At 32.4% G+C, this 26,070-nt stretch carries 26 protein-coding genes and 1 riboswitch; of the genes, 2 read left to right on the forward strand and 24 right to left on the reverse strand.

The annotated features are described in order from the left end of the window. The first annotated feature begins 110 nt into the window (after window positions 1-110). Window positions 111-239, forward strand: a riboswitch (cyclic di-AMP (ydaO/yuaA leader). A gap of 11 nt (window positions 240-250) precedes the next feature. Further along, complete coding sequence (locus N4T77_RS07570; protein WP_261671247.1) at window positions 251-769, forward strand: cell wall hydrolase; 519 nt, start codon at window positions 251-253, stop codon at window positions 767-769. Between the two features lie 82 nt (window positions 770-851). On the opposite strand, the gene N4T77_RS07575 is transcribed toward N4T77_RS07570, so the two are convergent. From N4T77_RS07575 to ptsP, 5 genes are all read right to left on the reverse strand, one after another. After that, the gene (locus tag N4T77_RS07575; protein WP_261671154.1) at window positions 852-1,715 is read right to left on the reverse strand and encodes an NAD(P)/FAD-dependent oxidoreductase; all 864 of its coding nucleotides are present in this window, start codon (window positions 1,713-1,715) and stop codon (window positions 852-854) included. 115 nt (window positions 1,716-1,830) lie between these two features. Further along, window positions 1,831-2,148 carry a thioredoxin gene (gene trxA / locus N4T77_RS07580; protein WP_261671155.1) on the reverse strand — a complete coding sequence of 106 codons (318 nt, stop codon included), beginning with the start codon at window positions 2,146-2,148 and terminating at the stop codon, window positions 1,831-1,833. Window positions 2,149-2,308: 160 nt separating this feature from the next. After that, a complete protein-coding gene (locus tag N4T77_RS07585; RefSeq protein ID WP_261671156.1) occupies window positions 2,309-3,598 on the reverse strand; it encodes a tetratricopeptide repeat protein in 1,290 nt (429 codons plus the stop codon). Between the two features lie 22 nt (window positions 3,599-3,620). Next, window positions 3,621-4,403 carry a DUF4652 domain-containing protein gene (locus N4T77_RS07590; RefSeq protein WP_261671157.1) on the reverse strand — a complete coding sequence of 261 codons (783 nt, stop codon included), beginning with the start codon at window positions 4,401-4,403 and terminating at the stop codon, window positions 3,621-3,623. Between the two features lie 170 nt (window positions 4,404-4,573). Continuing rightward, a complete protein-coding gene (gene ptsP / locus N4T77_RS07595) occupies window positions 4,574-6,187 on the reverse strand; it encodes a phosphoenolpyruvate--protein phosphotransferase (RefSeq protein WP_261671158.1) in 1,614 nt (537 codons plus the stop codon). A gap of 401 nt (window positions 6,188-6,588) precedes the next feature. On the opposite strand from ptsP, the gene N4T77_RS07600 reads away from it, so the two are divergent. Further along, window positions 6,589-8,592, forward strand: a complete 2,004-nt coding sequence (locus N4T77_RS07600) for a sigma 54-interacting transcriptional regulator (RefSeq protein WP_261671159.1) — start codon at window positions 6,589-6,591, stop codon at window positions 8,590-8,592. A gap of 111 nt (window positions 8,593-8,703) precedes the next feature. On the opposite strand, the gene N4T77_RS07605 is transcribed toward N4T77_RS07600, so the two are convergent. From N4T77_RS07605 to N4T77_RS07695, 19 genes are all read right to left on the reverse strand, one after another. Continuing rightward, the gene (locus N4T77_RS07605; RefSeq protein ID WP_261671160.1) at window positions 8,704-9,456 is read right to left on the reverse strand and encodes a tetratricopeptide repeat protein; all 753 of its coding nucleotides are present in this window, start codon (window positions 9,454-9,456) and stop codon (window positions 8,704-8,706) included. A 115-nt stretch (window positions 9,457-9,571) separates the two neighbouring features. Then, window positions 9,572-10,453: a triphosphoribosyl-dephospho-CoA synthase CitG gene (gene citG, locus N4T77_RS07610; protein WP_261671161.1), complete on the reverse strand. Its 882-nt coding sequence runs from the start codon at window positions 10,451-10,453 to the stop codon at window positions 9,572-9,574. 75 nt (window positions 10,454-10,528) lie between these two features. Then, a complete protein-coding gene (gene citX, locus N4T77_RS07615; RefSeq protein ID WP_261671162.1) occupies window positions 10,529-11,155 on the reverse strand; it encodes a citrate lyase holo-[acyl-carrier protein] synthase in 627 nt (208 codons plus the stop codon). 4 nt (window positions 11,156-11,159) lie between these two features. After that, a complete protein-coding gene (gene citC / locus N4T77_RS07620; RefSeq protein WP_261671163.1) occupies window positions 11,160-12,206 on the reverse strand; it encodes a [citrate (pro-3S)-lyase] ligase in 1,047 nt (348 codons plus the stop codon). Window positions 12,207-12,296: 90 nt separating this feature from the next. After that, a complete protein-coding gene (gene citF, locus N4T77_RS07625; RefSeq protein ID WP_261671164.1) occupies window positions 12,297-13,838 on the reverse strand; it encodes a citrate lyase subunit alpha in 1,542 nt (513 codons plus the stop codon). Window positions 13,839-13,866: 28 nt separating this feature from the next. Further along, on the reverse strand, window positions 13,867-14,739 hold the full coding sequence (locus N4T77_RS07630) for a CoA ester lyase (protein WP_261671165.1): 873 nt from the start codon (window positions 14,737-14,739) through the stop codon (window positions 13,867-13,869). Between the two features lie 95 nt (window positions 14,740-14,834). Further along, window positions 14,835-15,101, reverse strand: a complete 267-nt coding sequence (gene citD, locus N4T77_RS07635; RefSeq protein ID WP_261671166.1) for a citrate lyase acyl carrier protein — start codon at window positions 15,099-15,101, stop codon at window positions 14,835-14,837. A 34-nt stretch (window positions 15,102-15,135) separates the two neighbouring features. Then, window positions 15,136-15,693: a Fe-S-containing hydro-lyase gene (locus N4T77_RS07640; protein ID WP_261671167.1), complete on the reverse strand. Its 558-nt coding sequence runs from the start codon at window positions 15,691-15,693 to the stop codon at window positions 15,136-15,138. A 71-nt stretch (window positions 15,694-15,764) separates the two neighbouring features. Further along, on the reverse strand, window positions 15,765-16,607 hold the full coding sequence (locus tag N4T77_RS07645) for a fumarate hydratase (protein ID WP_261671168.1): 843 nt from the start codon (window positions 16,605-16,607) through the stop codon (window positions 15,765-15,767). A 79-nt stretch (window positions 16,608-16,686) separates the two neighbouring features. Continuing rightward, window positions 16,687-17,928, reverse strand: a complete 1,242-nt coding sequence (locus tag N4T77_RS07650; RefSeq protein ID WP_261671169.1) for a methylaspartate ammonia-lyase — start codon at window positions 17,926-17,928, stop codon at window positions 16,687-16,689. Between the two features lie 121 nt (window positions 17,929-18,049). Beyond that, complete coding sequence (locus N4T77_RS07655) at window positions 18,050-19,498, reverse strand: methylaspartate mutase subunit E (RefSeq protein ID WP_261671170.1); 1,449 nt, start codon at window positions 19,496-19,498, stop codon at window positions 18,050-18,052. 12 nt (window positions 19,499-19,510) lie between these two features. Beyond that, on the reverse strand, window positions 19,511-20,902 hold the full coding sequence (gene glmL, locus N4T77_RS07660; protein WP_261671171.1) for a methylaspartate mutase accessory protein GlmL: 1,392 nt from the start codon (window positions 20,900-20,902) through the stop codon (window positions 19,511-19,513). A 39-nt stretch (window positions 20,903-20,941) separates the two neighbouring features. Continuing rightward, window positions 20,942-21,352 (reverse strand): methylaspartate mutase subunit S, encoded by a 411-nt coding sequence (gene glmS / locus N4T77_RS07665; protein ID WP_261671172.1) that lies wholly within the window; start codon window positions 21,350-21,352, stop codon window positions 20,942-20,944. An 18-nt stretch (window positions 21,353-21,370) separates the two neighbouring features. Then, window positions 21,371-22,381 (reverse strand): GntR family transcriptional regulator, encoded by a 1,011-nt coding sequence (locus N4T77_RS07670; protein ID WP_261671173.1) that lies wholly within the window; start codon window positions 22,379-22,381, stop codon window positions 21,371-21,373. A 298-nt stretch (window positions 22,382-22,679) separates the two neighbouring features. Continuing rightward, window positions 22,680-23,402, reverse strand: coding sequence for an N-acetylmuramoyl-L-alanine amidase CwlD (gene cwlD / locus N4T77_RS07675; RefSeq protein ID WP_261671174.1), 723 nt, complete (start codon window positions 23,400-23,402; stop codon window positions 22,680-22,682). Window positions 23,403-23,517: 115 nt separating this feature from the next. Further along, a complete protein-coding gene (gene rpsI, locus N4T77_RS07680) occupies window positions 23,518-23,910 on the reverse strand; it encodes a 30S ribosomal protein S9 (protein ID WP_261671175.1) in 393 nt (130 codons plus the stop codon). 25 nt (window positions 23,911-23,935) lie between these two features. Beyond that, window positions 23,936-24,370: a 50S ribosomal protein L13 gene (gene rplM / locus N4T77_RS07685; RefSeq protein WP_261671176.1), complete on the reverse strand. Its 435-nt coding sequence runs from the start codon at window positions 24,368-24,370 to the stop codon at window positions 23,936-23,938. Between the two features lie 150 nt (window positions 24,371-24,520). After that, a complete protein-coding gene (gene truA / locus N4T77_RS07690) occupies window positions 24,521-25,255 on the reverse strand; it encodes a tRNA pseudouridine(38-40) synthase TruA (protein ID WP_261671177.1) in 735 nt (244 codons plus the stop codon). Then, complete coding sequence (locus tag N4T77_RS07695; protein ID WP_261671178.1) at window positions 25,255-26,061, reverse strand: energy-coupling factor transporter transmembrane protein EcfT; 807 nt, start codon at window positions 26,059-26,061, stop codon at window positions 25,255-25,257. The genes truA and N4T77_RS07695 overlap by 1 nt, the downstream gene beginning before the upstream one ends. Window positions 26,062-26,070 lie beyond the last annotated feature (9 nt).

The raw sequence follows: 26,070 nt of genomic DNA on the forward strand, positions 1-26,070 counted from the left end.
ATCCTATTATCAATTATACACTATTTACTAATCTTTATATCAATTCCTATTCTATTTTTATAAAATATTAAAAATTATTATACTATGTATTTTTTTAAAATTCATGGGTATAATACCATTAGCCTAAGTTTTTTTATAAAACGCGGGGAAACCAAATTTTTGGGGTGAATCGTATTTTACGTAGGTTATGCCTTTACCGAACCCGTCAGCTAACCCCGTTGGTAATAAGGAGAGGATTTATTTGAAAAGAATGACCTATTGTATAACTTTCTTGTTCTTGTTGCTAGCTTTATATTGTACTAAGGCTAGTGCCTATGACTCTAACAATATTGACACAACTTTATTTAATCAAGAAGATGAAGTGGTTCAAGTTTTCAGCTATTTGGATAAAAAAATATACATTACCCAAAATGATATTCACTTGATGGCTAAAGTAGTATACGCTGAAAGCAATTGTGAACCCTTTGAAGGTAAGGTGGCAGTGGCATCTGTGATTCTAAACCGACTAAAGTATCCAGAGTTTCCAAAAACCGTAGAGGACGTAGTTAAACAGAAGGGTGCCTTTTCCTGTGTAAGAAACGGAAAAATCGAGGTAACTCCTGATGAAAGTAGTTATAAGGCAGTATTTCAAGCATTAAAAGGTGAAGACCCAACAGAAAGGGCAGTTTTCTTCTATAATCCTAAAATAGCAACCTCTAAATGGATGAAGAATATTAACAAAAAAAATGTAAAAACTATTGGAAATCATGTTTTCTTTGTGGTCAATTAGACATATAAGCCTTTAGCTAATATTAGCTAAGCACATATAAAAAACCATACGATGGTGACCTCTGTATGGTTTTTTCATTTATTTATTTTAACGAGTCTAAGTAGGAAACAGCATTTAGCGCAGCAACTTGACCTTGCCCCGCAGCTCTCATATACTGATAAGGTTTCCCTGTACAATCTCCTGCAGCAAAACACCCACTAAGATTTGTTTGCATATTCAGATCTACTTTAATATGATCATTCTCCACTAATAATCCTGGTACAAGTTGATTTGGTGCTACGCTATCCTTTAGTACAAAAACTCCGTCTGTGATTATTTCTCTTTCTTTTAAGACAACCTTTGTAACTCTATCTTTTCCTTGTATTTCTATCGGTCTGTCACTAACTACTTCAATGTTTCCCCTTTTTAAATCGTATGCACCTCTATACATAGGTACGTAATAGACCTTTTCAGCTAATTCACTTACATAGTTAGTTTCTTCTTCAGCTTCTTTATTATATCCTATTATAGTCACTATTTTTCCCTTATAAAGAGGGGCATCACAGGTAGCACAATAGCCAACTCCCTTACCTAAAAACTCCTCTTCTCCCCTTAGTGGTTTCGTATATTCTATTCCTGTAGCTAAAATTACAGTTCTTGCTTCATAGATTTTTTCATTAACTGCTAACCCGTAATAGTCTCCCATAGCATATATTGCATTTATTCTTTCATAAGTTATTTTTATTCCCATAGCATCAATATGTTTCTTAAACTGTTTTTTCATTTCCGCACCTGTTATTCCGTAAAATCCCAAATAATTATCTACCTTTGGTGCTTTTATTACCTTGTTGCTTAGCTCTTTGCTTCCAAATACAATTATTCTCTTATTTCTTATCTTTCCGTTTATGGCAGCTGATAAACCTGCTGGTCCACTACCAACTACTGCTATATCATATTTGTTATCCACTGTGTTCACTCCCTATAATATAAATACTTATTAATATTTTACTTTCGATTTGTTTATTTAATACATATATAAAATGACAAATTAACCCAAGGTTAATTTGTCATTTCAAATTCAATTAAATATGATTTTCTATTACTCCTTTTATAGCATCCTTCGGTCTAAATCCTACTAGTGTGTCAGCTATAGAACCATTTTTAAATACCATAATTGTAGGTATACTAGCGATCTTATACCTTGAGGATGTTTCAGGATTTTCATCTACATTTAACTTAAAGAACTTAGCCTTTTCTCCTAACTCTCCAGCAATTTCATCAATTACAGGTCCGAGCATCTTACAAGGACCACACCATGGTGCCCAAAAATCTACAACTACAGGCACATTTGAACTTTCAATTATCTCTGAAAAATTTATATCTTTTATTTCTCCTATCATTTCCATACCTCCAATATACCCTTGAGGGGTACCTTTCATATGATAATTTTATAATACTTTTTTTATACAGTCAATAGTTTATAATATTTGAGTCTATAAAATATTTTAAAGTTACTATTTATTTTTTCTATTGATACCTTTATTTATGTGTTCAATTCTATCAATAAATTAAACTGTTTATTACAGAATTATTATAGATTGACTGTGGATAATTCTGTAATAACTTTTCTGCATAAACTTTTGCTGTAGCTGCATCTTTATCTTTGTATATAAGAGCTAAAGTATATAATACAGTTTCCTCATATTCTCCACCAGAAAATGCTTTGTCATATTCAGAGTAGTATTTTATAGTATTTTCAGCATCTCCAGACAAATGAAAAGTAGTGCCAAGCATATAAACTATATGAGGGTATAAATAGTGCTGTCCACCTAGTTCATAACATCTTGTAAAATATACCTTTGCATTGACATAATCCTCGCTATTCATGTAGCTATATGCTTTGTCATAAAAGTATTCTACACCTTCTGTTTTTAGCAATTCATTAGCACTAGATAAAAGTGTTTTTTCTGTATCGCTAATATTCTTGTCTCTCCATTTTATGTTTTCATCATATACAGCATCAAAGTTCTTACTTTCAATATCACCTTTAATCTTGTCATAAGGGAAAACCTCATTTTGTACATTACTTTTCTTATCTTCCTTGACTTCTGGCTTAGCAGCACCTATCTTTTTTTCCTTTCCAGTTTCTTTATTAGTAGTGCCAGTTTCTTTTTTATGGGACTCACTAGAACTATTTACTTTAAAATTTAATAAACTTCTAAGTCCAGGTTTATAGCTGGCTTTAATAAAATTAATAAATACTATTGTTCCCAAAAGTAACGCAACTAGACATATTACACCTATCAATATCAATACCAGTTTTTTTGGTACATGTTCTTCCTTTAATACACCATAACTCTTTAGTTTCTTTCTCGTATCTTTAGCTATTACATTAGTCCTATCTAAGGTTAAAACCTTCTCAACATGTTCTAATGCTTTGTTATATAACCCTTTTTTCATATAGCATAATGCTAGGTGATTGTTAACATTAATAAGGTTATAATCGCTCTCTAAACATTTCTCTAAAAGAACTAATGCTTCTTGAATTTTCAACTCCCTTATAAGTTCTAATGCAACGCCATAAAATTTCAGTCTTTCTTTATCCTTTTTTGTATCCTCTAAATATTTTTCAGATATTCCATCTTTATTAATTTGTTTATTCATTTTCCAAAGCTTTTGTGCCTCTTCTAAATCCCCTTTTAGATAGCACAATAGACCTTTTAGATTTATAGCTGCTGCATTTTTAATATCTATGGATATACTTTCTTCACATAACTCTATAGCCTTATCTATATAACCGTTATTATATTTTTCTAGCGCCTTAATGTATATTTTTCTAGATTTGTTCATACATTATTCCCCTTAGAGCTTACTAATTTGTTTTATTAATTATATAAATTGTCTTTCCTGTTGAATCTTTTACCTCCATCTGCTTATTTAAACTTATGTCAAAGGAACTTATTGACCAATTTTCAATATGTGACTTATTATAACTGTCATCATCATATACATTGACCTTTAAGCTTAGGTTTGATTCTAATTTCTTTATTTCCATTACCTGTTGTTTATCACTAGATGTTTCTAATACTAAAGATGTCTTACCTGTAACTACATTAATTAGATATAAATTCCCACCCTTTGATACGGTTCCGTGAGCATCTCCAATTACTACAAATAGATTCTCATCATCTGCCCATTCTATATATCTAGGTGAAATCTTATCATTGTTTAAAATTTCAAAACTATATGTGTTGCCTTCCTTATCCTTTACAAACAACTTACCTACGCCTTCTTCAATAGCTTCAGGTCCTTTTCCTTCTATGCATGCACTATAACTTTTATTGTTAGACTTCTTCCAAGGTGTACCAAACCTTGGTTCTTCACTTTTAGATAACAACCCCTTGCTAAACTTTGGAATATTAACACTTTGAGTGCTAACAAATTTCGCCTCTTTTTTATCTTCTTTTTTATCTTCTTTTGCGGATGTATTATTCTGATTGTCGTTATCCTTTGGACTCTGATTTTGTGTAGTTGTTTGATTATTGTCTGAAGTATTTTTATTTTGTGAGTTTGAACAAGCTGTTAAAGCTAATAGCAAAACAATTGACATTGAACAAAGTGTATATATTCTTTTCTTATTTTTTAATATTGACATTGTAATTCCTCCTTAAAAATCAACTTAAATATACTTTGGTTAAAATTTTGTTTTTATATCTACTATTATATACTAAAATTTCTTTTTACGGTTTAAATTTTGATATAAATAAAACCTGAACTGAAAATTAATTCCGTTCAGGTTTTATACTTATCACTTTTTCTTATATTTTAATTTTCCATAATTAACTTTTTCGCATTTAGTATAGATGATGCACTCATAGAGAATTCATCTAAACCATATTCTACTAATGTAGGGATAGCCTTTTCATCACCAGCCATCTCGCCACACATTCCACACCATTTCCCTTCCTTATGAGCTGCTTCTATAGTCATTTTTATTAGTTTCAACACTGCTGGATGCATTGGATTATACAAGTAGGATATCTTTTCATTCATTCTATCTGCCGCCAATGTGTACTGTATTAAGTCGTTTGTTCCTATACTAAAGAAATCTACATATTTAGCAAGTTCATCAGCATTAACAGCTGCTGCTGGTATCTCTACCATTATACCTGTTTCTAGATTCTCATTAAATTCTTTTCCTTCTGTTCTTAGCTCATCCATACATTCTTCAAGAATTTCTTTTGATTTAAGGAATTCTTCTAAAGAAGATATCATTGGAAACATTATTTTTAAATTACCAAAAGCTGAAGCCCTAAGTAATGCTCTTAACTGAATTTTAAATATATCTGTTCTATCAAGACAAAGTCTTATAGCTCTATAACCTAAAAATGGGTTCATTTCCTCTGGCAATGGCAAATATGGAAGCTTCTTATCTCCACCAATATCAAGCGTTCTGATAACTACAGGTCTTCCTTCCATTTTTTCAACAGCATATTTATAGGACTCAAACTGTTCTTCTTCTCCTGGCATATCATCTCTATCCATGTATAAAAATTCAGTTCTAAATAATCCTATTCCGTCTCCACCATTTGCTAATACCTGATGAACGTCTTCTGGCTTACCTATGTTCCCTGCAACTTCTACACGTTTTCCTGCCTTAGTAACAGTTTTAACATCTATTAGCTTTTTAAGTTCTTCTCTTTCTTTTTTATAAGCTTCCTTTTTAGCCTCATAGGCCTTTACTGTTTCAGCATCTGGGTTAACTATAGCAATTCCCTCTACTCCGTCTACTATAACAGTATCACCATCTTTAACTGCTGAAGTTATGTCTTGTAGTCCTACAACTGCAGGTATCTCTAAAGTTCTAGCCATAATAGCACTGTGGGAAGTCCTTCCACCAATGTTAGTTAGGAAAGCTATAACTTTACTTCTATCTAATTGTGCTGTATCTGAAGGTGTTAAGTCATGAGCAACTACCACTGTGTTATCTTTATACTCTGATATTCCAACAGCTTTTCCTGCTAGATTGGCAAGTATTCTACTGCCAACATCTTTTATATCAGCGCCTCTCTCTCTCATGTATTCATCTTCCATAGCTGCAAATATTCCAGCATACATATTTAAAACATCCTCAAGAGCCTTTTCTGCATTTACTTTGCTGCTTTCTATACCCATTAGTACTGCTCCTGCAAATTCTGGATCTTCTAAAAGCATCATATGACTTTCAAAAACCGCAGCTTTAGCTGCTCCAAGCTCTTTTTCTGCCTTTTCTTTTATTTGTTGCAACTGTTCTTTTGAGGCTTTTAAAGCTCTCTCAAACCTATCCTTTTCTCCTTGTATATCTTCTATTCTTCGTTCTTCTACTTTTACCTCAGTATCTTCCTTTATTAGTACTGTACCGATTGCATATCCTTTTGAAGCTGCTATACCTTTTATCATTACTTATCCTCCTCAAATATAAATCGTTCATAAAATATATCTCAAACCTATAGTCCATTTTTATTCTGACAAAGATATATTTAAAGCAAATTTTATGCCAATAAACTGTTAATCTAATTAATTTATATTTTCTGTCTATAATTATATTGTGTAACCTTGTATTTTTCTAATCAAAAAAATATATAACCTGTTTTTAAAGTGATTATTACGACAAAATGTTTGAAAATACGACTAAATTCTTGATAAAAATTATCAAAGAACCTTTGTTTATAATTCCAATGAGATTTAGCACCCAGCATTAAATACTAGACTTATAGCAGATTTTAAGATATTATAATAATTGATAATTTTTATCAACATTTTAAGCATATTTGATATTTTTTATCAGAACGAGGTGAATTATGTATAAAAGTAGTGTAACAGTCCCTATTCCTAATGGAATACATACAAGAATTGCTGCAGTAATAGTTCATAAAGCTACTGAATTAAAAAATAAATATGGAATAAGTCTCTATATAAGAAACTTATCTGCAAAAGAGCCTTTAGCTATAAGTATGTTAGCTTTAATCTCGCTAAAGATAAGAGAAGGTGAAATAATTGAAGTTTCCTCAAGAGAAGATTCTTCAAATGCACAAAAAGCTGTGTTGGAACTCTGTGATTTTATAACTAATAGATTGAATACTAACAATTCAGTTTTATCTAAAATTGATGATATAATCGAAGAGAATACAATAGCCTACGAACAAATTGTTAAAAATATTCCTGTGGGAATACTAGTTATTGATAACAATGGCTACATTACGGCAATGAATGATTATTCCTTAAGGATTATAGACAGAGAATCAAAGGAAGTCATAGGTCATCATGTAAAAGAAATCATCCCAACTTCAGATCTTCCTAATATAGTGTTATCAATGGAACGAAAAGTTGGAGAAACTCAATATATCAATAACCGTCTTGTAATTACTAATAGATCACCTATATTTTCTAATAATAAAGTTATTGGTGCTTTAGGCGTGTTTCAAGACATATCGGAGCTTAGTGGCATAAAAGAACTTAACGAGAAATTTAAAAAAATACTAGAAATATCCCATGATTTAATATGTTTTGTTGACGAAAGAAGAATTATAAGTTATGTAAATCCATCCTATGAAAAGCACTTTCATATTAAAAGTTCTGATATTGTTGGAAAGGACTTACTAGAAATTTCTCCAACAGGTCTTAGAATGAAGGTTTTTAATACAAAAAAATCTATAGATAACTCAGTTCATCGTAAGGATAACATAAACATAATATCTTCAGTTGCTCCTATATTCATTGATAAAACCTTTAAAGGAGTTATTTCTATCTCTAAAACTGTAAACGAGCTAAAGGATCTAGTGAAAAAACTTGAAACCTCAGAAGAAGAATTAAATTATTATAAAGAAGAATTAAATAGACATACAAAATTAAGTAATTCCTTTTCTTCCATTATAGGTTACAGTAGTTCTCTTAAAGATTGCACTATTACAGCCCAAAAAGCTTCTCAATCAACATCTACTGTATTAATTAGAGGAGAAAGTGGTACTGGGAAAGAGCTTATAGCTAAGGCTATTCATAATAATAGTGATAGAAAGGATAAAGCTTTTGTTAGGGTAAACTGTGCTGCAATCCCTGAAAACCTGCTTGAAAGTGAATTATTCGGCTATGAAAAAGGTGCCTTCACTGGTGCTGTAAAGAATAAACCTGGAAAGTTCAATATAGCAAATGGTGGTACTATCTTTCTTGACGAAATAGGCGATATGCCTGTTTCTATGCAAGTAAAACTCCTAAGGGTTCTACAAGAAAAAGAATTCGAAAGTATCGGTGGACTTGTTACTCAGACTGTTGATGTCAGAGTGATAGCTGCAACAAATAGAAATTTAGAGGAAATGATAAAGGAAAATACATTTAGGGAAGACCTTTATTATAGATTAAATGTTATAAACATCATGCTCCCACCATTAAGAAACAGAAAAGAAGATATAAACCTTCTCGTAGAACACTTTATAGAAAAAATGAACAATAAATTAGGTAAAAACATTATAGGTATAGATAATAAATCTCTTCTATACCTTCAAGATTACCACTGGCCAGGTAATATCCGAGAACTTGAAAATATTATTGAAAGAGCCATTAATATGTGTGAAGGTGTTAAAATTACTGAAATAGATTTGCCTTTCTACATTAAAAATGAAGCTTCATCTAGTGAAAGCCTTATAAATCTTAACAATGGTGAGCTTCAACCTTTAGAACAATATGAAAAAGAAATAATAGCTTTAGCTATGAAAAAATATAAAAGCTATAATAAGGCCGGCAAAGCGCTAGGTATTACTCATAGAACTGTATCACTAAAGTGCAAAAAGTATGGTATTGATATAAATTAATCTTAAACTTATCCACATTTCTTATTAAAAATAATCCCCATCAGTTAAAAACTAATGGGGATTATTTTTATAAATATTTAATCATATATCTATTTAAACAGTATCCATATACTACTTTATCAATTCTTGAAATTCCTTTGAATTTTTAACTGGATTAAAGTCTGTTTCCTCACTAGCTAGTTTCTTTATTTCTGGAGCCATATCAATGGCAGTTTTTAAGTACTTTACAGTGTTTTCTATATCTCCTCGTCTTCCATATATGCTAGCCTTACCATAGTAGCTCCATATATAATCTTCAACCTCTAAAGCTTTATCATACCACTTTAGCGAATCATCATAGTAACCATAAAGTTCATAAGCTAATGCCTTATTAAATCTTGCATATCCAAAGTCAGGTTTAATCTCTAATGACTTATCTATGTTTTTCATTCCGTCATTAAAATTGTTGTTATAGCACTGCGCTATACCTTTAATATTATAAGCTTTATAAAAACTGCTGTCTTCACCTATCATTTGATCAGCCAATTTTATAGTTTCTTGATATTTTTTTTCACCAAAAGCTTTGTAGCTTTGCTGATATGTTTCTTCTAATTTCTTACTTTTTTCTTCTTGAAGTTTTCTTACCTCATCTGTCTCAGTACTATCTTTCTTAGGGTCTTCTATAAATGATTCTAAATTATTGTTATTGCTTGATCCGTTATCTACTTTCTCTATTATACTTTTATTATTACTCCTGTTATCCACTGCAGCTTTGTATGCTATCCCCGCTACAATTAAGCTTAAGACAAGAAACATTATCATTTTTGTTCTTAATGAAATTCCATCAAATAATTTATTATTCGGCTTATCTCCTTTAAACCTCATATCTTTTTCTCTCCTATATTCTATTTATTTAGTATATAGATAATTTTATATGAGATTCTATAGAAAGTAAAACTTAAAAAATATAACTTTATTTTTTCTATAACAATTCTAAAAGTTAAATAGTTCTTATATAGTCTTCCACCATATGTAGGAATACAGTAATTGCTAATAAGTCTGCACTTCCTCCCGGACTTATGTTTCTCTCTATGAACTCAGCATCTAAAAGTTGTATAGCCTTTTTCCCTTCTATAGTTTTCATTCCACCTAAGCTTATGATGTCCCTTGCCTTTTTGTGTATATCTTGAAGCACATCTAGCGAATGTCTATGAAGTATGTTTGTATCTTCACTATATTGCATTATTCCAATTAGAGTATGTACTAACCTATCATTTTTATTCAAGTCACTATTTAATTTATAAAATTCTAAAGAAAAGTCAAATATTACAGGAAGCCCTTTTTCTATCTCGCCTCTAATTCCTTTAATACCATGTTCTAAAAACAGCTTTTCTCCATGTGATAAAGAGTCTTTTAATAAATGTTTCTCTCTTAATATAGGTTCTAGCTCTCTCTCTACAATTCCCTCTGTCATATCTTTTATAATCTGTCTAATATCTAGAAATCTTTTTTTGTCTCTAATGGCTATACCTACTGCAGCACAGCATATTCCCATAAGAAATAACATTCCCTTATGAGTATTTACTCCCTTGGTTTTTTTGTACATGTCTCTTTCCGCCATTATACCGATTTTTCTCAGCTGAAAAAATACATCATTAGGGTGATTTTTCTTAAGTCCTTCTTCTACACATAAAATTAAGTACTTTATCAATGCAGAAGTGCTATCAATAAAGGTGTAATAATCCATATCCTTATGGGCACCGTTAGATATACATGAAACAAGCCCTGGTGACGGGTAACAAGCTACCTCATACATCATGGCCTTAACTGCTAAGCTACCAATATCAAAGGATATATCGTTTATAGTATGTCTATTATCCATATGTTTCTCCAAAATTATATTTTAATATTTATATCTATCATACCTTAAAATCCATCATACACATTATCTATATTTTTATAGAATAGATAAATGACAAAATTGTTGATATTTTAACCTCATAAAGTTTTCAATTTCATCAATACTGTGTTTTCTTGACCTGACACAGTTCTGCGCTAGGCTGCAACAAAGATAGCACTTTCTTTCGGATAATCCTAATTCTCTTCTGCTCAAGCTATTCCCATTTTCATCATATACATCTATATCAACACATCTTCCTAAAGGATGATTTTCTTCTATTTCTACAGTCTTGTTTTTTGCATTATTACAGCTTTCATTAAGGACCATAGTTACTATTGGTCCCTCTGCAGTTATTTCAAAATTCTTATACAAAATAACATTTTTAAACACAGCAATAATTAAAGCACTAATTTCTTTTAATATACCAAAAGATATATAATTGTTTTTATTCGTTCCTGGATAATTAACCCTAATCACAATCAAAGTACCCTTATATTTCCCAATTAGCGATTGCTGCCTATATACTCTTTCTTCTCTTTCTGATAATATATCTTCCGGACTATATTTTCTTATATAGCGAATATCTATTCTTTTATCCCATTCATCTTCTTCTGTACAAAGCTTACATATAGCTTCTGTTAACCCTAGTTCTTCTTCATTAAAAATTACTACATCTTCTTTCATAAACTTAATGAGGAGAATTACTAATCTTTATTCTCTCACTTATCTCCTTTCCTAATTGGGAGTTTAAGAAATTCCAAGTTACCTCAGGAACTAATTCTCTAACCTTATCCATTTTATTGTTTCTTATAAGCTCCCTTACCTTTGAGGCACTTATAAATTCTTCATTGTTCTTTTTTCTTTTTAATTCTATAACTTCTACACCATACTTAGGCATTATATCCTTTAAGGTCTGGTTATAGGTATTAGTTACATTGCAATATGGCTCTTCACCTACAAACCTCTTATCTATATTAAATCTACTACAGAAATACTTTCCAAAAATGTTGCAATCCACATTTTGATAGGCTCTCATTCTATCATCTTCTTTTCTTATGAAATAATTAGGGAAAGTGGCAGAGGATATAATATACTCTCCTCCTGGTACTACAGTAACATTTGTCAAATCCTTTAACCCTTCTTTCACAATAGAATACCTATGCTTAAATGGAAATATTGATCTGTCTTCCTCCACAATGAATACTAATACTTCTTCACATCTCTTGGCAGCCTCTTCTATTATATATCTATGTCCCTTGGTAAAAGGATTGCAATTCATAACTAAAGCTCCTTTTAAGCTCTGTAGATTTATGCTATATCTATCTATCATTTTATTTAAGGACTTATTTATATCGTAAATGCCATATTCTAGAAGGGCAGCTTCCTCTACTTCATATATCAATTTAAAATTTAAAGCTGTAAATATTTTTATTTTATCAGGTTTTGTAAAGACAAAGTTATGATATATTCCTTCTTCAAAGGCTTTATCAATAAGATGGGAAATAAGAGAAGAAGTCACATTTTCTCCTCTTAAGTCTTCCGATATAGCAAAACATTTGAAAATATTCTTTTCCTTAGAACAGGTAGCCTTAATAGTTTCATTCCCATCTCTTAAAACCACAGTATAATCCACATCTTTGTCTAAAGTTAACTGGAACTGTTCTAGGAATCTGTACACCTCATTTTTTTCTTTTTCATTTTTTAAATTTATACTTTGAAGTTTAAAATCGTACATTATAATAGCTCCTTTTGATTAGATTATATGTTGTTTACAGCTAACCTGTATGCGAAAGTTAATATAAGGCTAAACTATATCTCAAATCTTTTATTCTAATGGCTTTTTCACCACATCAATTACAGTTCCATCTCTATATTCAACTACAGCCACAATTTCCTCTGAAGTTTGTATCTCCTCTGGTTTCCCTGTCATGGTTTCTGCTAATTGTTTTAAATCTTCTATAGTCATAACTGGCAGATTGGTTTTCTTTAGCTCTTCTATTAGATCCTCTCTTGCAGGATTTACAGCTATGCCTCTTTCAGTAACAACTACATCTATACTTTCTCCCGGTGTTGTTACCGTGGTTACTCTATCTTTTATAATTGGAAGTCTTCCCTTTATTAAATTTGTAACAACTATTGAAAGCTTTGATCCTGCTGCTGTATCACTATGTCCTCCTGAACCGCCCATTATTACTCCACTAGAGCCTGTAGTTACATTTACATTAAAGTCTGTATCTATTTCTGTAGCTCCTAGTATCATAACATCTAGATTGTTTACTACTGCTCCCTTGTTATGAGGATTTCCATACATAGATCCAGACATACCTTGATGTTTAGGATTATTTCTATAGGATTCAACTGCTTTTAAATCAAAGCATTGAACATCGAACAGGCTTCTAAATAATCCTTCCTCTAACATATCTACTATGTATCCAGTTATTCCACCTGCTGCAAAACTTCCTACAACATCTTTCTTCTTCATTATTTCTTTCAATTCTACAGCTACTGCAAGGGAGGTTCCTCCCGCTCCTGTTTGAAAAGACATTCCATCCTTTACTAAGCCAGAAGCTTCTATAACCTTAGCTGCCATCTTAGCAATTTTAAGTCCTACAGGGTCCTTTGTTACCTTTGTAGTACCAGATACAATTCCAGCTGGATTTCCTATGGAATCTACTTTTACTACGTAATCTACATAAATCTGGCTTATTTCTATCGGTGACGCAGGATATGGTACTAAGTTATCTGTAATCGCTACTACCTTATCTGCATACTCTGCGTCTGATACTGCATAACCTAGTGATCCACAAGCAGCATCTCCATAAACTCCATTTATGTTTCCATATGTATCTGCTGTTGGTGCCCCTATAAATGCAACATCTATATGTAAGTCTCCACTCTCTATGGCTCTTGGTCTTCCTCCATGAGTCATCATAACTGCTGGATTTTTAAGTTCTCCTCTTGATACAGCTTCTGCCACAGGTCCAGAAATGTAGTTTGCTATTATTCCAGTAACTACGCCATTTTTAATATGCTCTACTAAAGGCTCATGTACTGGAAAGATGGAGCTTGCAGCTATTTTTATATCTTTAATTCCTCTTTTTGAAATTGCATACACTACATTGTTAAGTACGAAATCACCGTTTCTTAGGTGATGATGAAAAGATATAGTCATTCCATCCTTTAATTCTAATCTATCTAAAGCTTCATCAATACTGTTAAGAACTTTTTCTTCTCCAGGCTTCACAGTACTTACTTTAACTCCAACCTTTTCTTTCACTCCATAATTTGAAAAGGCTCCTTCAAAATGTTTAACACTTCCATAACCCTCTATATAATCAGGAATATCTCTTCCTAGTATATTTTTCATTTTAATCCCTCACTTTTTAATCGTATGCTTATATAAGGCCTAATACCTTAGCTAGTTCTACCGTTGTTAGTGCTCTATTTATAATAGGTGCGTCTACCATTTTTCCGTCTAATGAAAATACGCCTAAGCCCTTTTCCTTTGCCTCATCCCTAGCCTGTAGTATCCTAAGTGCATGATTAATTTCCTGTTCTGTTGGTGCAAGCACAGAATGTATAGTATCAATCTGTCTAGGATTAATGGCTGCCTTACCTGTAAATCCTAAACTTTTAGCCTTTAACGTATCTTTTGAAAGACCTTCATAATCATTTGTATCGGTGAAAGGTGTATCTATTGCATGAACTCTAGCAGCCCTACACGCTGTGGATACTCTATTTCTAGCATAGAAAATTTCTTCTCCTTCTTTAGTTCTCTTAATTCCAAAGTCAGAGGTCAAATCTTCCCCTCCTAGAAGTACTGCAACTACTCTTTTTGAAGAATTTATTATACTATAAACATTTTCTAATCCGTAAGCAGTTTCAACAATTGGTATGAGCTTAATGCTGCTCTTTTCAAATCCTTCTTCACTCTCTATCCTGTCTAGCATCTTATCTATTTGCTGTAGTTGTTCTTCTGTAGCTTTTGGAATCATTAAACTATCTGGTTTAACTCTAGCTATAACATCTATATCCTTAATACCATATTCTGTGTCAAGAGGGTTAACTCTTACAACCAATTCTACTTGAGAATAGTCTATAAATTTTATAGCCTCTCTAACCAATATTCTTGCACTATCTTTTTCAGTTAAACTTACTGCATCTTCTAAGTCAAGTATTACTGAATCTGCTCCAAGTATTGGTGCATTCTGAAGCATTCCTGGATTATTTCCAGGCATAAAAAGCATTGTTCTTCTTAATGTTTTCATATTCATTTCCCCTTCTTAGTGAAAATTAAATGTAGTTTTACGGAGATATTTATAAATATATACCTTTACCTTAATATAGTAAGTTTATTTTAAAATTACTCCACTGCTCTCTCTACAGCAGTTTGTACTCTAGCTCTTATTGTGTAGTCTAAAGCTCCCTTATCCTGAGCTTTTATAACTACATCTTCTAGACCTAATTCATCTATTTTATTTAATATTACTGACTTTATTTGATTGCCAAATTGCTTCATAACTATGCTTTCTAGCTCCAATTCTATTCCACTGTTCTCATTTGGCATAATCATTATTAATATATCATTTGATTCAAGGGTTCCAGCCTTTGCTACCTTATTTATTTTCATCTTAATCCTCCTGACATTAAAAGCAAAATAGTGACTATTTAGTTGATTTAAGATATTCCCTCTGTCCTTGTTCATACAGATTGTTTCCATCGGAATCTATTACCACAACCACCGGTAGGTCTTCTACCTCAAGTTTTCTTATTGCCTCAGAACCTAAATCCTCATAGGCAATAATTTCAGCTTTTTTAATAGACTTACCCATTAGCGCTGCAGCTCCACCTATGGCTGCAAAATAAACTGCTTTATTCTTTACCATTGAATCTACTACTTCTTTTGATCTTAATCCTTTTCCAATCATACCTCTTAATCCAATATCTAGAAGTCGTGGTGTATATGAATCCATTCTATAACTTGTCGTTGGACCTGCTGAACCTATTGGTTGACCTGGTTTTGCCGGAGATGGTCCTACATAGTATATAATTTCATCTTTAATGTTTAAGGGTAAATTTTCTCCCTTATCTAAAAGTTCTACGAGCCTCTTATGAGCTGCATCTCTAGCAGTATATATGGTTCCTGAAATTAAAACACTATCCCCAGCTTTTAAATCTTTAACTTTATCCTCAGTTAAAGGAGTAGTTATTCTTTTTTCCATACTATCTTCCTCCACAATTCTTAGTTAAGAGTTATAACTATATTATAGTTTTTTCTTCTAACTTCTAACTGTTATAGTTCTATTTCTGCATGTCTTGTAACATGGCAATTAATATTTACCGCTACAGGTAATCCTGCTATATGAGTTGGATATGTTTCTATATTTACTGCAAGTGCAGTAGTCTTCCCACCAAAACCTTGTGGTCCTATACCTAAAGCATTTATTTCCTCTAAAAGTTCTTTTTCTAAATCAGAATAAAAGCTATTATTGTTTCTCTGTGCTAAAGGTCTTATTAATGCTTTTTTAGCTAAATTAGCAGCTTTGTCAAAGGTACCTCCTAATCCTACTCCAACAACAATTGGTGGACATGGATTTGGACCTGCTTCTTTTACTACTTTTAACACAAATTCCTTAACGCCTTTCAAACCATCTGCTGGTTTTAACATCTTAAGCTGACTCATGTTTTCAGAACCAAAGCCTTTAGGTGCCACAGTTATTTTTAGTTTATCTCCCGGAACTATATCGTAGTATATAACTGCCGGAGTGTTATCCTTAGTGTTAATTCTATCTAACGGATCCTTTACCACTGACTTTCTTAGGTAACCCTCTCCATAGCCTAGTCTTACACCTTCATTTATTGCTTCTTCTAAGCTTCCTCCTACTACATGGACATTCTGACCAATTTCTATAAAGACACAGGCCATACCCGTATCTTGACACATAGGCATCTGTTCATTTTTAGCTATATCTACATTTGTAATTATCTTATCCAAGATTCCCTTTGCCATAGACCAACTTTCATTTTCGTATGCTTCTTTAAGTTTAGCTTTAACGTCCTCTGAAAGATAATAATTAGAGTCTATACATAATCCTTTTACAGCCTTTGTTATTTCAGATACATTTATCTCTCTCATTAACTTCCTCTCCTTTATTAAATAGATGAAAAGGCAGTTTAATAAAACCGCCTTCTCAATAACCAATTTAAGTTAACTACTATTTTCTTCTATTTATTAATGCAAGTACTCTATTCATTTCATTATTGACTATCATATAACCTTCGTCAACACCCATTCCTGGTTTAGCAAGTACTTGTTTTGCTCCACAAGCCATTCCAATGTTTGTAGTTACTTCGGCAGATCTATTTGTTTCATTGCAAGTTCCACCACAATAAGCTCCTATTCCATGCTCTTTGCAATATATAATAGCCTCAGCAATATTGTTGACACCACCTAGGTCAGGAGTTTTAATCTGTACCATATGTCCAGCTTTATTATCTGTAAAGAACTTAACATCTTCAACAGTGTTGCACCACTCGTCTGCAACTAATTCTACTTGAATTCCTCTTCCGTCAATTTCTGCTCTTAAGTCTCTCATAGCTTCCATTTGCTTTTGTCTGTGTTCTACGTCCATAGGTCCTTCAATTCTCAAATGGAATGGTTTTGCAGCTTCCTCTAATGTTGCTATATAATCTGCCATAGCCTTTGTATCATAATTAAATGCAATACCAATTGTTCCATATACATCTATATGAAATACTGGGTTATACTCTTCAGTTGTTCTAAGTTTTAACACTCTGTCTCTTAGCCATTTAACATATTCTAATAACTTCTCTCCACCAAGTCCTAATTTTTCTTCAACGTTATTTATAAGAGCATGAGGCATTACATCTGCGCCTTTAATAATCATCTTATCAGAACTATCGTATCTGTCATCTCCTGATTGAGTAAATATTGGAACTCTATTTATTTCTGCTTCTGGGTTATATTCATTTCTTATAACCTCAGCCATAGTAATTTTTTGTGATTTTGCTACAGCATCTAAAATAGCTTGAGTTATTCCATATCTTATAGCAGTATGTAATCTTTCTCCATTAACTTGCATTGTATCGAATTCTTCTGCTAGAGCCTTAAATTCTGTTAATTCTCTGCCAATAAGTTTTGGAGCTATTTCTTTCTCTATCACTGGTATAAAATCTTTAGCTAAGAATAATGGATCTCTTCCGCCAGCTCCTGAATATTGAACAGCAGCACAGTCTCCGTATGCCACCTGACCATCTTCAAGTATTAACATTACAGATATAGCTTCTCCCGCTTGTCTAACCTTTGTAAAACCATCTGTTACAGCCTCTCCTACATACGTAAATCCATCATGTTTTGCGCCTTTTTTTATGGCTCTCTGGTCATCAAAGTAAAATCCTGTTTTTCCTTCTGAGCATATAACGTCAACAATTTTCATATTTTACACCTGTCTTTCTTTAATTGTTTCCTAATTACAAATTATTTATTAAATATTATATATTGACTACCGCATTTGATACGGTAGTCATATTTTCTTTTAATAATTGTATATTCTTTTATTAAGGTCTTCCGATAAGTTTTCCTTTACCAACAGCAAATATATCATCAATAGTCATTTGGAAACTAACTTCTCTTCCTTCAAACCTACCTCTTTCTTCTAGCTTCTTCATATTAAATTCCTTTAATTCATCAGTTAAAGGTACGTTACCGAATTTAAGGTATCTAACTGCACCATTGTTATCTCTTGCTGGCATCATTTTTCCTGCGTTATACTTACTTGGAGCAAATGGAATATCTACTACTCCAGCCTCAAATCCTTTTACTGTTCCTATTGCTAAATCACCATTACCAAGCTCAAACAATTTATCCATCATGCATTTAGTTTCAGCTTTTATTATAGCAATCTCAGTTTCTAATTCCTTTGACATAGGAAGTCTTTGACCTTGTAACATATTTAAAGCCATCTTTGTTGCCTTTATTCCTGATGCATTTGCTTCTTTTGTTGGTATACCCATAGCCTCATGAGGTGTTTTTACTATAACCTTTGTAGCTCCAGCTAAAGCTGCTGTTGCTGCTCCAGAAGATATTACCCCAAATGCTTTTGATTCGTCTTGAGGAAATCCTCCCATCCATTGGTGGAAAACTGTAGTTATATATACATCCTTATATCCATACTGCTCTAAATATTCATTTACCTGCTCTTCTAAAGCTCTTATAGCTGCTACGTCCTGAACAAGATTTCCACATTGTCCGTATCCAACAGTTATATTTTTAACTCCTTGTTCTGCCGCAAGTAATGCTTCTATTATAGCTACCGTATTTGATATACTTGGTGGGACTAATGTACCTGTCAAAGGACCGAAAGGTTCTCTATTTATTGATATACCTTGTTCTTCATAGAAACCTACAAGTCTATCACAGTACTGCCAATCTAATAGAGTCTTTTCTATGGATACACTCTTAGCATATGGAATGTTATAAGATATTCCACCACCCTCATTTGAAGTCCAGCCTGCTGCATGAATTATTTCTGAAAGTAGTCTAGCATCTGGTGTACCGTGTCTTGCTTGAAGTGGCAGATTAACAGACTCAAATACCTTTCTACATCCTTTTACTCCGTGGTTAACTCCTGGAAAACCATTTAATAGTGATCTTCCGGCAGCAATACTCTCTTTTATTCCTATTTCACATTCATCATACTTATTCTGTCTTGTATAGCTATCTATAGTTGATGGAAGTAAATCTGCTTCACCTTCATCTTGAAGATGATTTAAAAGTTCTATATGCTCATCTATTAAAGCAACTCCTGCTCTCGGCTGAGCTAATGTTACTCCAGATTCTTTAGCTTTTCTTAACTTTGCTGGGAAACTCTTTTCTTCAGGTATACTTTTTAAATAATCTATAGCTTCTTGAAGGTCTACTTCACTGCCAGTAGGCCATTGAGCTAATACCTCTTTTCTCATGTTAAAAAATTCTTCATCTGTCCATTTTTTATTTTTAAGTTCCAATCGAATTACCTCCTAAACAACCTTCAATAAATATTTTTTCATGATTCTAACTGCCATATCTGAATTCTCTTCTGCTAACAATCCCATAGCTGACATTATATACGTTTTGTCCATTAAATATTCAGGATTTTGTGGCTTTAAATGTGTAGGATCAGCTTTATCAAAGTTTCCTGCTTTTAATATCTCAGCAGGATGTTCACTATGAACCAGCACCCCACCTGTTCCTATTAGATACTTAACCTCTAATAAGTCCTTGCCTTCCTGAGAGTATACTACTCCACATGGAGTATATAAGGTTTCAAGAACCCCAACATGTCTTTCTAATGCTAACTCAGTTGCAACTTTAGCCATCGCTTCGTCGAACTTTATTTCCTCTTCTGTGGTTGGAACCATTCTTATATTCTCTGATCTATATTTACAGTTTTCCTCAACATCTACTGTTTTATCATCAAGATATTTCTGGATTTTTCTTGTTGTGGCCGCTTCCCATAATGCAACAGCAGAGTACCTCATTCCTAAATCACCTTCAACTGTTCTCTTTGCAAAAGGTTCCTGAAGTCCTCTTAATGTTACCCCTGCCTTTGAAGGCTCACCATCTGCTAGCGAATGCACATCGGTAGTTGCTCCTCCAATGTCAACCACAATTAAATCGCCTAACCCTTCTTCCTTATCAGTTCCCTCACTTAAAACTCTAGCAGCTTTAAGTACTGCAGCTGGAGTTGGCATTAAAATTCCGCTTATATAGTTTTCAGCATTTTTCATGCCCTTAGCTTCTATTATTTTTTCCATAAATATTTTTCTTATTTCTTCTCTAGCAGGCTCAACATCTAAAACATTAAGCTTAGGCATTACATTACTAGTTATTTTATAAAACATACCTGCATCTTTTAGTATTTTTTCTACATCATCTACTGCAACTTTATTTCCAGCTACAACTATTGGTACTTTCATTCCACTTTCCGCTAGCATCTTCGCATTATGGATTATACAATCTTTGTTTCCTCCATCCGTTCCTCCAGCTAAAAGGATAATATCTAGTTTTGAATTTCTAATTTCCTCTATTTCCTTTGATGTCAGATCATAACTATAAACATTTAATACTCTAGCTCCAGCTCCTAATGCAGCTCTTTTTGCTGCTTCAGCTGTAAGCTCTGGTACAAGTCCTATAGCAATCATTTTCAAACCACCTGCTGCAGAAGAACATGCTAACTTTTTAGTAAAATTGATTTCTTTACCCTTTAATTGACCCTCCAGTTTTTGAAAGGCGTTATCAAAGCCTACCATTATATCGTTTTCAATAGTAGTAATATCTTTAGCTGTAGCAATTATTTCTTCATTCTCTATATCTACGGCAGTAAGCTTAGTATAGGTGCTACCAAAATCTATGAGCAAGTAACTATCCAAATCCATCACTCCTGTTTTCCCCACAGAGGTTTATTTTTATTAACCTTCTATTTTCAAATCAACCTTTAAATCCTCTATTGTAATTTCTGGTGATGTTCCAGGTGCGTATACTCTGTTAAATCCCATCTCCTTGAACTTTTGGTGAACATCTTCCCATTTTTGTTTTCCTACAACTAAGTTTCCTCCTACATACATGAGAATTCCCTTAAGTCCAGCCTCATCGCACTTTTCTCTTAATCCTCTACAATCTATTTCTCCATGTCCATATAATGAAGATACTAATATTGCATCTGCATTAGTTTCTATTGCTGCATTTATAAAATCTTCTTGTGGAGAAAGAACTCCTATATTAACAACATTAAATCCTGCCTGCGTAAAAGAATGTTCCAATATCTTATTCCCAACAGCGTGGCAGTCTGAACCGATTACACCTATAACTAAAGTTTTCATTATGAAACCCCCTGAAAATTACTTTTGATATTTTAATTCTATGATTTTTGACTTTAGAGCTTTTACTGAGCTGTCATCAAGGCTATATAAAAATCTCATTATTTCCTTATCACCTTTAATATTTTCCTTTACATCGTTGTATCTACCAGGTGACACTATTATTACATCAGAGTTATTTATAACTTTTACCAACTCACTTTTTTCACTAGTATTTGTATATTGAATATTTATATTGCCAAGTCCAGCTTTTTCTAGAGCACCTCTAGCTTTAAACATAAATTCTTGTGACATACACACAAATGCAAATCTAGTACTCTCTGGATACCTAGCAATTTTAACTATAGTTTCTAAATCTACATTGATAGCTACACCAATTACCTCCTTCTTAAAAGGCTTGGTTAACTCTACAACTTCGTTAACATGATTAAATGTAGCTATTATAACTTGAGATTTTTCTACAAGTTCTTTTGTTTCTTTATCTATGATTCTTATATCATCTAAGGTCAACGGAATTACACTCATATTTGTGCTATCCGTTAACTGCTTACTAAACATTCTTGATTGTTCAATATTACATTCAACATATAGTGCCGTTATTTTACTCATTAATTCTTTCTTTTCTTTTACTCTTTGAGTGACTATTTCTAAAAATTCATCTACATCCATTCCTATTTCAAGAGCTTCTTCTAATCCAAGATCAACAAACTTAATTATCTTCTCTTTTATATTTTGAGCTTTCCATGGGTTTGCCTCTTCTGCTACAAAAGTTCCTCTTCCCTGGTAAGATTTTAAAACTCCCTCTTGCTCTAGTTCATTATAAGCTGTACTAATTGTATTTCTGCTTACTTTTAACTTTTCAGATAACTCTCTCTCAGTTGGCATTTTATTTCCAACCTTTAAGAACCCATTCTTTATTAAGTCCATGATTTGTTTTTTTACTTGCAAGTAAAGCGGAACGCCGCTCTCTTTATTTATTCTAATCTCTATAATAATCACCCCAAAGTTTATTGGATTAATGGACCAATCCATTTTATAATTTTATGATAGCACAGTATAGAATGGACATCAATAATTTTCTAACAAAATTCAAATTTAAGAAAATTTTGTTATGAATTCACATATGGTTATTACTTATTCTGTATATATTAATAATTATTCATAGTTTATATTTCAGCTATTGGCACTGAAAACATTTAACTATTGGACTTTTATAAATCCATTCCTTAATATGGTACTAATAAATATTCAATTTTTAAAAATTTAGTCATGAATAAAAAAGCAATAAAAGCTGCATTTTTTTACTGTAATATGCAGCTTTTATTGCTTTTTATCCACCATAGTATGTATTTAAAGATTTTACTATAGATTCAGCTATTATATTTTGATACTCATCAGTGGTAAGCTTCTGCTCCTCACCAGGATTAGATAAAAATCCACATTCAATTAATATACTAGGCATATCATCATTAACCCTCAAGACTTTATAGGAGTCTAATGCCGGCTTCTCTTGTCTATTGTTATTTATATCTAAGTCTTTTTTAAAGTTTTCTTGGACTATTCTAGCAAGTCTTTGGCTATCCTTATTTCTGGAGTACCACACCTGTGCTCCGTAATATCTAGTCTCAGGAAATGCGTTTAAATGTATACTAATAAACATATCACAGTTAGAATCCTTTTTAATTTTAACTCTGTTATTCAAGTCTTCTAACTTCTTTTTTCTTATTCTACCTTCGTCTTCGTATAATCCTCTATCGTCCTCTCTAGTCATTACTACTTTATAACCCTGTTTTTCTAGCTTATCCCTAAGCCTAGTGCTAATTTTTAGATTAATATCTTTTTCCAAAATGCCACTTTTTATTCCAGAGGCTCCTCCATCTACACCACCGTGTCCCGGATCTATAAGTATAATCCTATCTTCTTCACTATTTATAAAATGGAACTTGTTTTTAGTTGTAGGCGTAGAATATTTTATGTTTGCATATAATACAGAAGTCATACCCAAGAAAATTACAAGTGTTATTAATATCAATTTTCTATTTCTATAGTTCAACCCATCCTCCCCCTTAATGATAACTTCCTATATATTTTATGCTTAATATGTGCTATTTAATTAATAATAATTTAATATAAAATAAAAAAAAGAGAGGTTATTACCTCTCTTTTCATTATCTCTTTGAGAATTGTGGAGCTCTTCTAGCTTTCTTAAGACCGTATTTCTTTCTTTCCTTCATTCTTGGATCTCTTGTTAAGAAACCAGCTTTCTTAAGTTCTGGCTTTAAGCTTTCATCTGCTTTTAAAAGAGCTCTTGATATACCGTGTCTTATAGCTCCTGCCTGACCAGTATATCCACCACCATGAACATTTACTAAAACGTCGAATTTCTCTTTAGTTTCAGTTAAAACTAATGGTTGGTTAACTATTACTCTTAAAGTTTCCAATCCAAAAAAGTTTTCTATATCTCTCTTATTTATTATTACTCTACCTTCTCCAGGTACAAGTCTTACTCTCGCAACAGATTTCTTTCTTCTTCCTGTTCCAAAATATTGCACTTTAGCCATTTTTTCTCCTCCTTCCAGCTTCCAATTAATATCTTAATTCTAATACTTCTGGTTTTTGAGCTTCATTATTGTGCTCAGCACCTCTGTATACTTTTAGCTTCTTAAGCATTTGTCTTCCTAATACTCCCTTTGGAAGCATTCTTCTAACAGCTTCACTGAATACAAACTCAGGCTTCTTTGCTATAGCTTCTCTATATGGAGTCTCTTTTAATCCACCTGGATATAATGAGTGGTGTCTTAACATTTTTTGATCTAATTTTTTACCAGTTAAAACAACCTTTTCTGCATTAATTATTATAACAAAATCTCCAGTATCTACGTGTGGTGTAAATGTAGGTTTGTTCTTTCCTCTTAAAATTGAAGCAACTTGACTTGCTACTCTTCCTAATGGCTTTCCAGCAGCATCAACAACATACCATTTTCTTTCAACTTCTTGTGTTTTTGCTATGTATGATTTCATCATTTTCCCTCCCTGAATTCTTCTATACAAAATACGTTTCTATATATAAAGATCCGGGGCTAGTGGATCTTTTATACTTTAGATACAAACACATAATATTATAATACAATCTGCCTGGCGTGTCAATATAATTCATTATATAAATAACTTCTAATAAAATACTTCTTCTAGACACAGTCCGCTAGCAGGGACAGATTTTCCGGCTTTAGTTCTATCCTTAGATTTAAGTATTTCTACTAAATACTTTGGCTCAAATCTACCTACTCCTACCTCTAGCAAGGTACCGACCATTATTCTTACCATGTTATATAAAAACCCATCACCTACAATAGTAAATTTAATAACATTCTCATCTTCTACTATGTTAACTTGACTTATTGTTCTAACAGAAGTTTTTACACTACTTCCACTTTTTTTAAAAGCAGAAAAATCATGTGTTCCTATAAAGTTCTTCGCTGCTTCTTTCATTTTATCTATATCTAAATCTCGGTGAAAATAATAGACATAGTTTCTCCCGATAGCAGGCCTTTGTTTTGCCAACATGACAGTATAAACATATCTCTTGCCTGTACTATCATACCTTGCATGAAAATCTAAATCAACTTCTTCAGATTTTATTATAACAATATCATCTGGTAAAAAACTATTTAAGGCTTTCTTAAATCTTTCAGAAGGAACTTTACTCTCAGTAAGAAAGTTACATACAAATCCTTTTGCATGAACTCCAGCATCAGTTCTACTAGAACCTATTACTTCAGAAAATACCCCTGTCACTCTTTCTACTGCCTCTTCAATTTTTTGCTGAATTGTAATTTCCTTGCTCTGTTTTTGCCATCCAGCATAATTAGATCCATCATACTCTATTACTAATTTTATATTTCTCATTATACCCACATCCTGCTCAATATAGATATAAACACTAAGCATAGCATAGCAGTAGATGCTATAACATCCCTGCTAGTTAACTTTAATTGCTTCATTCTAGTTCTTCCTTCTCCCCCTCTATAACATCTTGCTTCCATAGCCATGGCTAATTCATCAGCTCTTCTAAAGGAACTAATAAAAAGTGGAACTAGTATAGGAATTAAGTTTTTAGCTCTTTGAATAAGGTTTCCAGATTCAAAATCTGCTCCTCTTGCCATTTGAGCTTTCATAATTTTATCAGTTTCATCCATTAAAGTTGGTATAAATCTAAGGGCAATAGTCATCATCATTGCTAATTCGTGAGCAGGTACTCCTACCTTTTTTAACGGATTTAAAAGCTTTTCAATTCCGTCGGTTAATTCAATTGGTGATGTGGTTAAAGTAAGCAAGGAGGTTCCTATTATTAAAAATACTAGTCTTAGAATCATGAATGCAGCTAAAATTAATCCCTCTTTATATATAGTTATAAACCTCCAGTGAAATAACGGAGGATTTGCTCCTTCTGTCATAAGTAGATTTAATATTGCAGTGATAAGTACTAGTATTAATATGGGCTTAAGTCCTTTATAAATATACCTAAATTGCACCTTGGAAATAACTATTGCAACAAAGGTAAATAAAGTTATAAATATATAACCTTTAAAACTATTTACAATAAATAAATCAATTATATATATTAAAGATATTAAAATTTTAACTCTTGGATCTAATTTATGTACAAACGAATCACCTGGAACATATTGACCTATGGTAATATCTTTAATCATTTGCTAGCT

Source organism: Clostridium sp. CX1, assembly GCF_025398335.1.
Classification (GTDB): domain Bacteria; phylum Bacillota; class Clostridia; order Clostridiales; family Clostridiaceae; genus Clostridium_AM; species Clostridium_AM tanneri.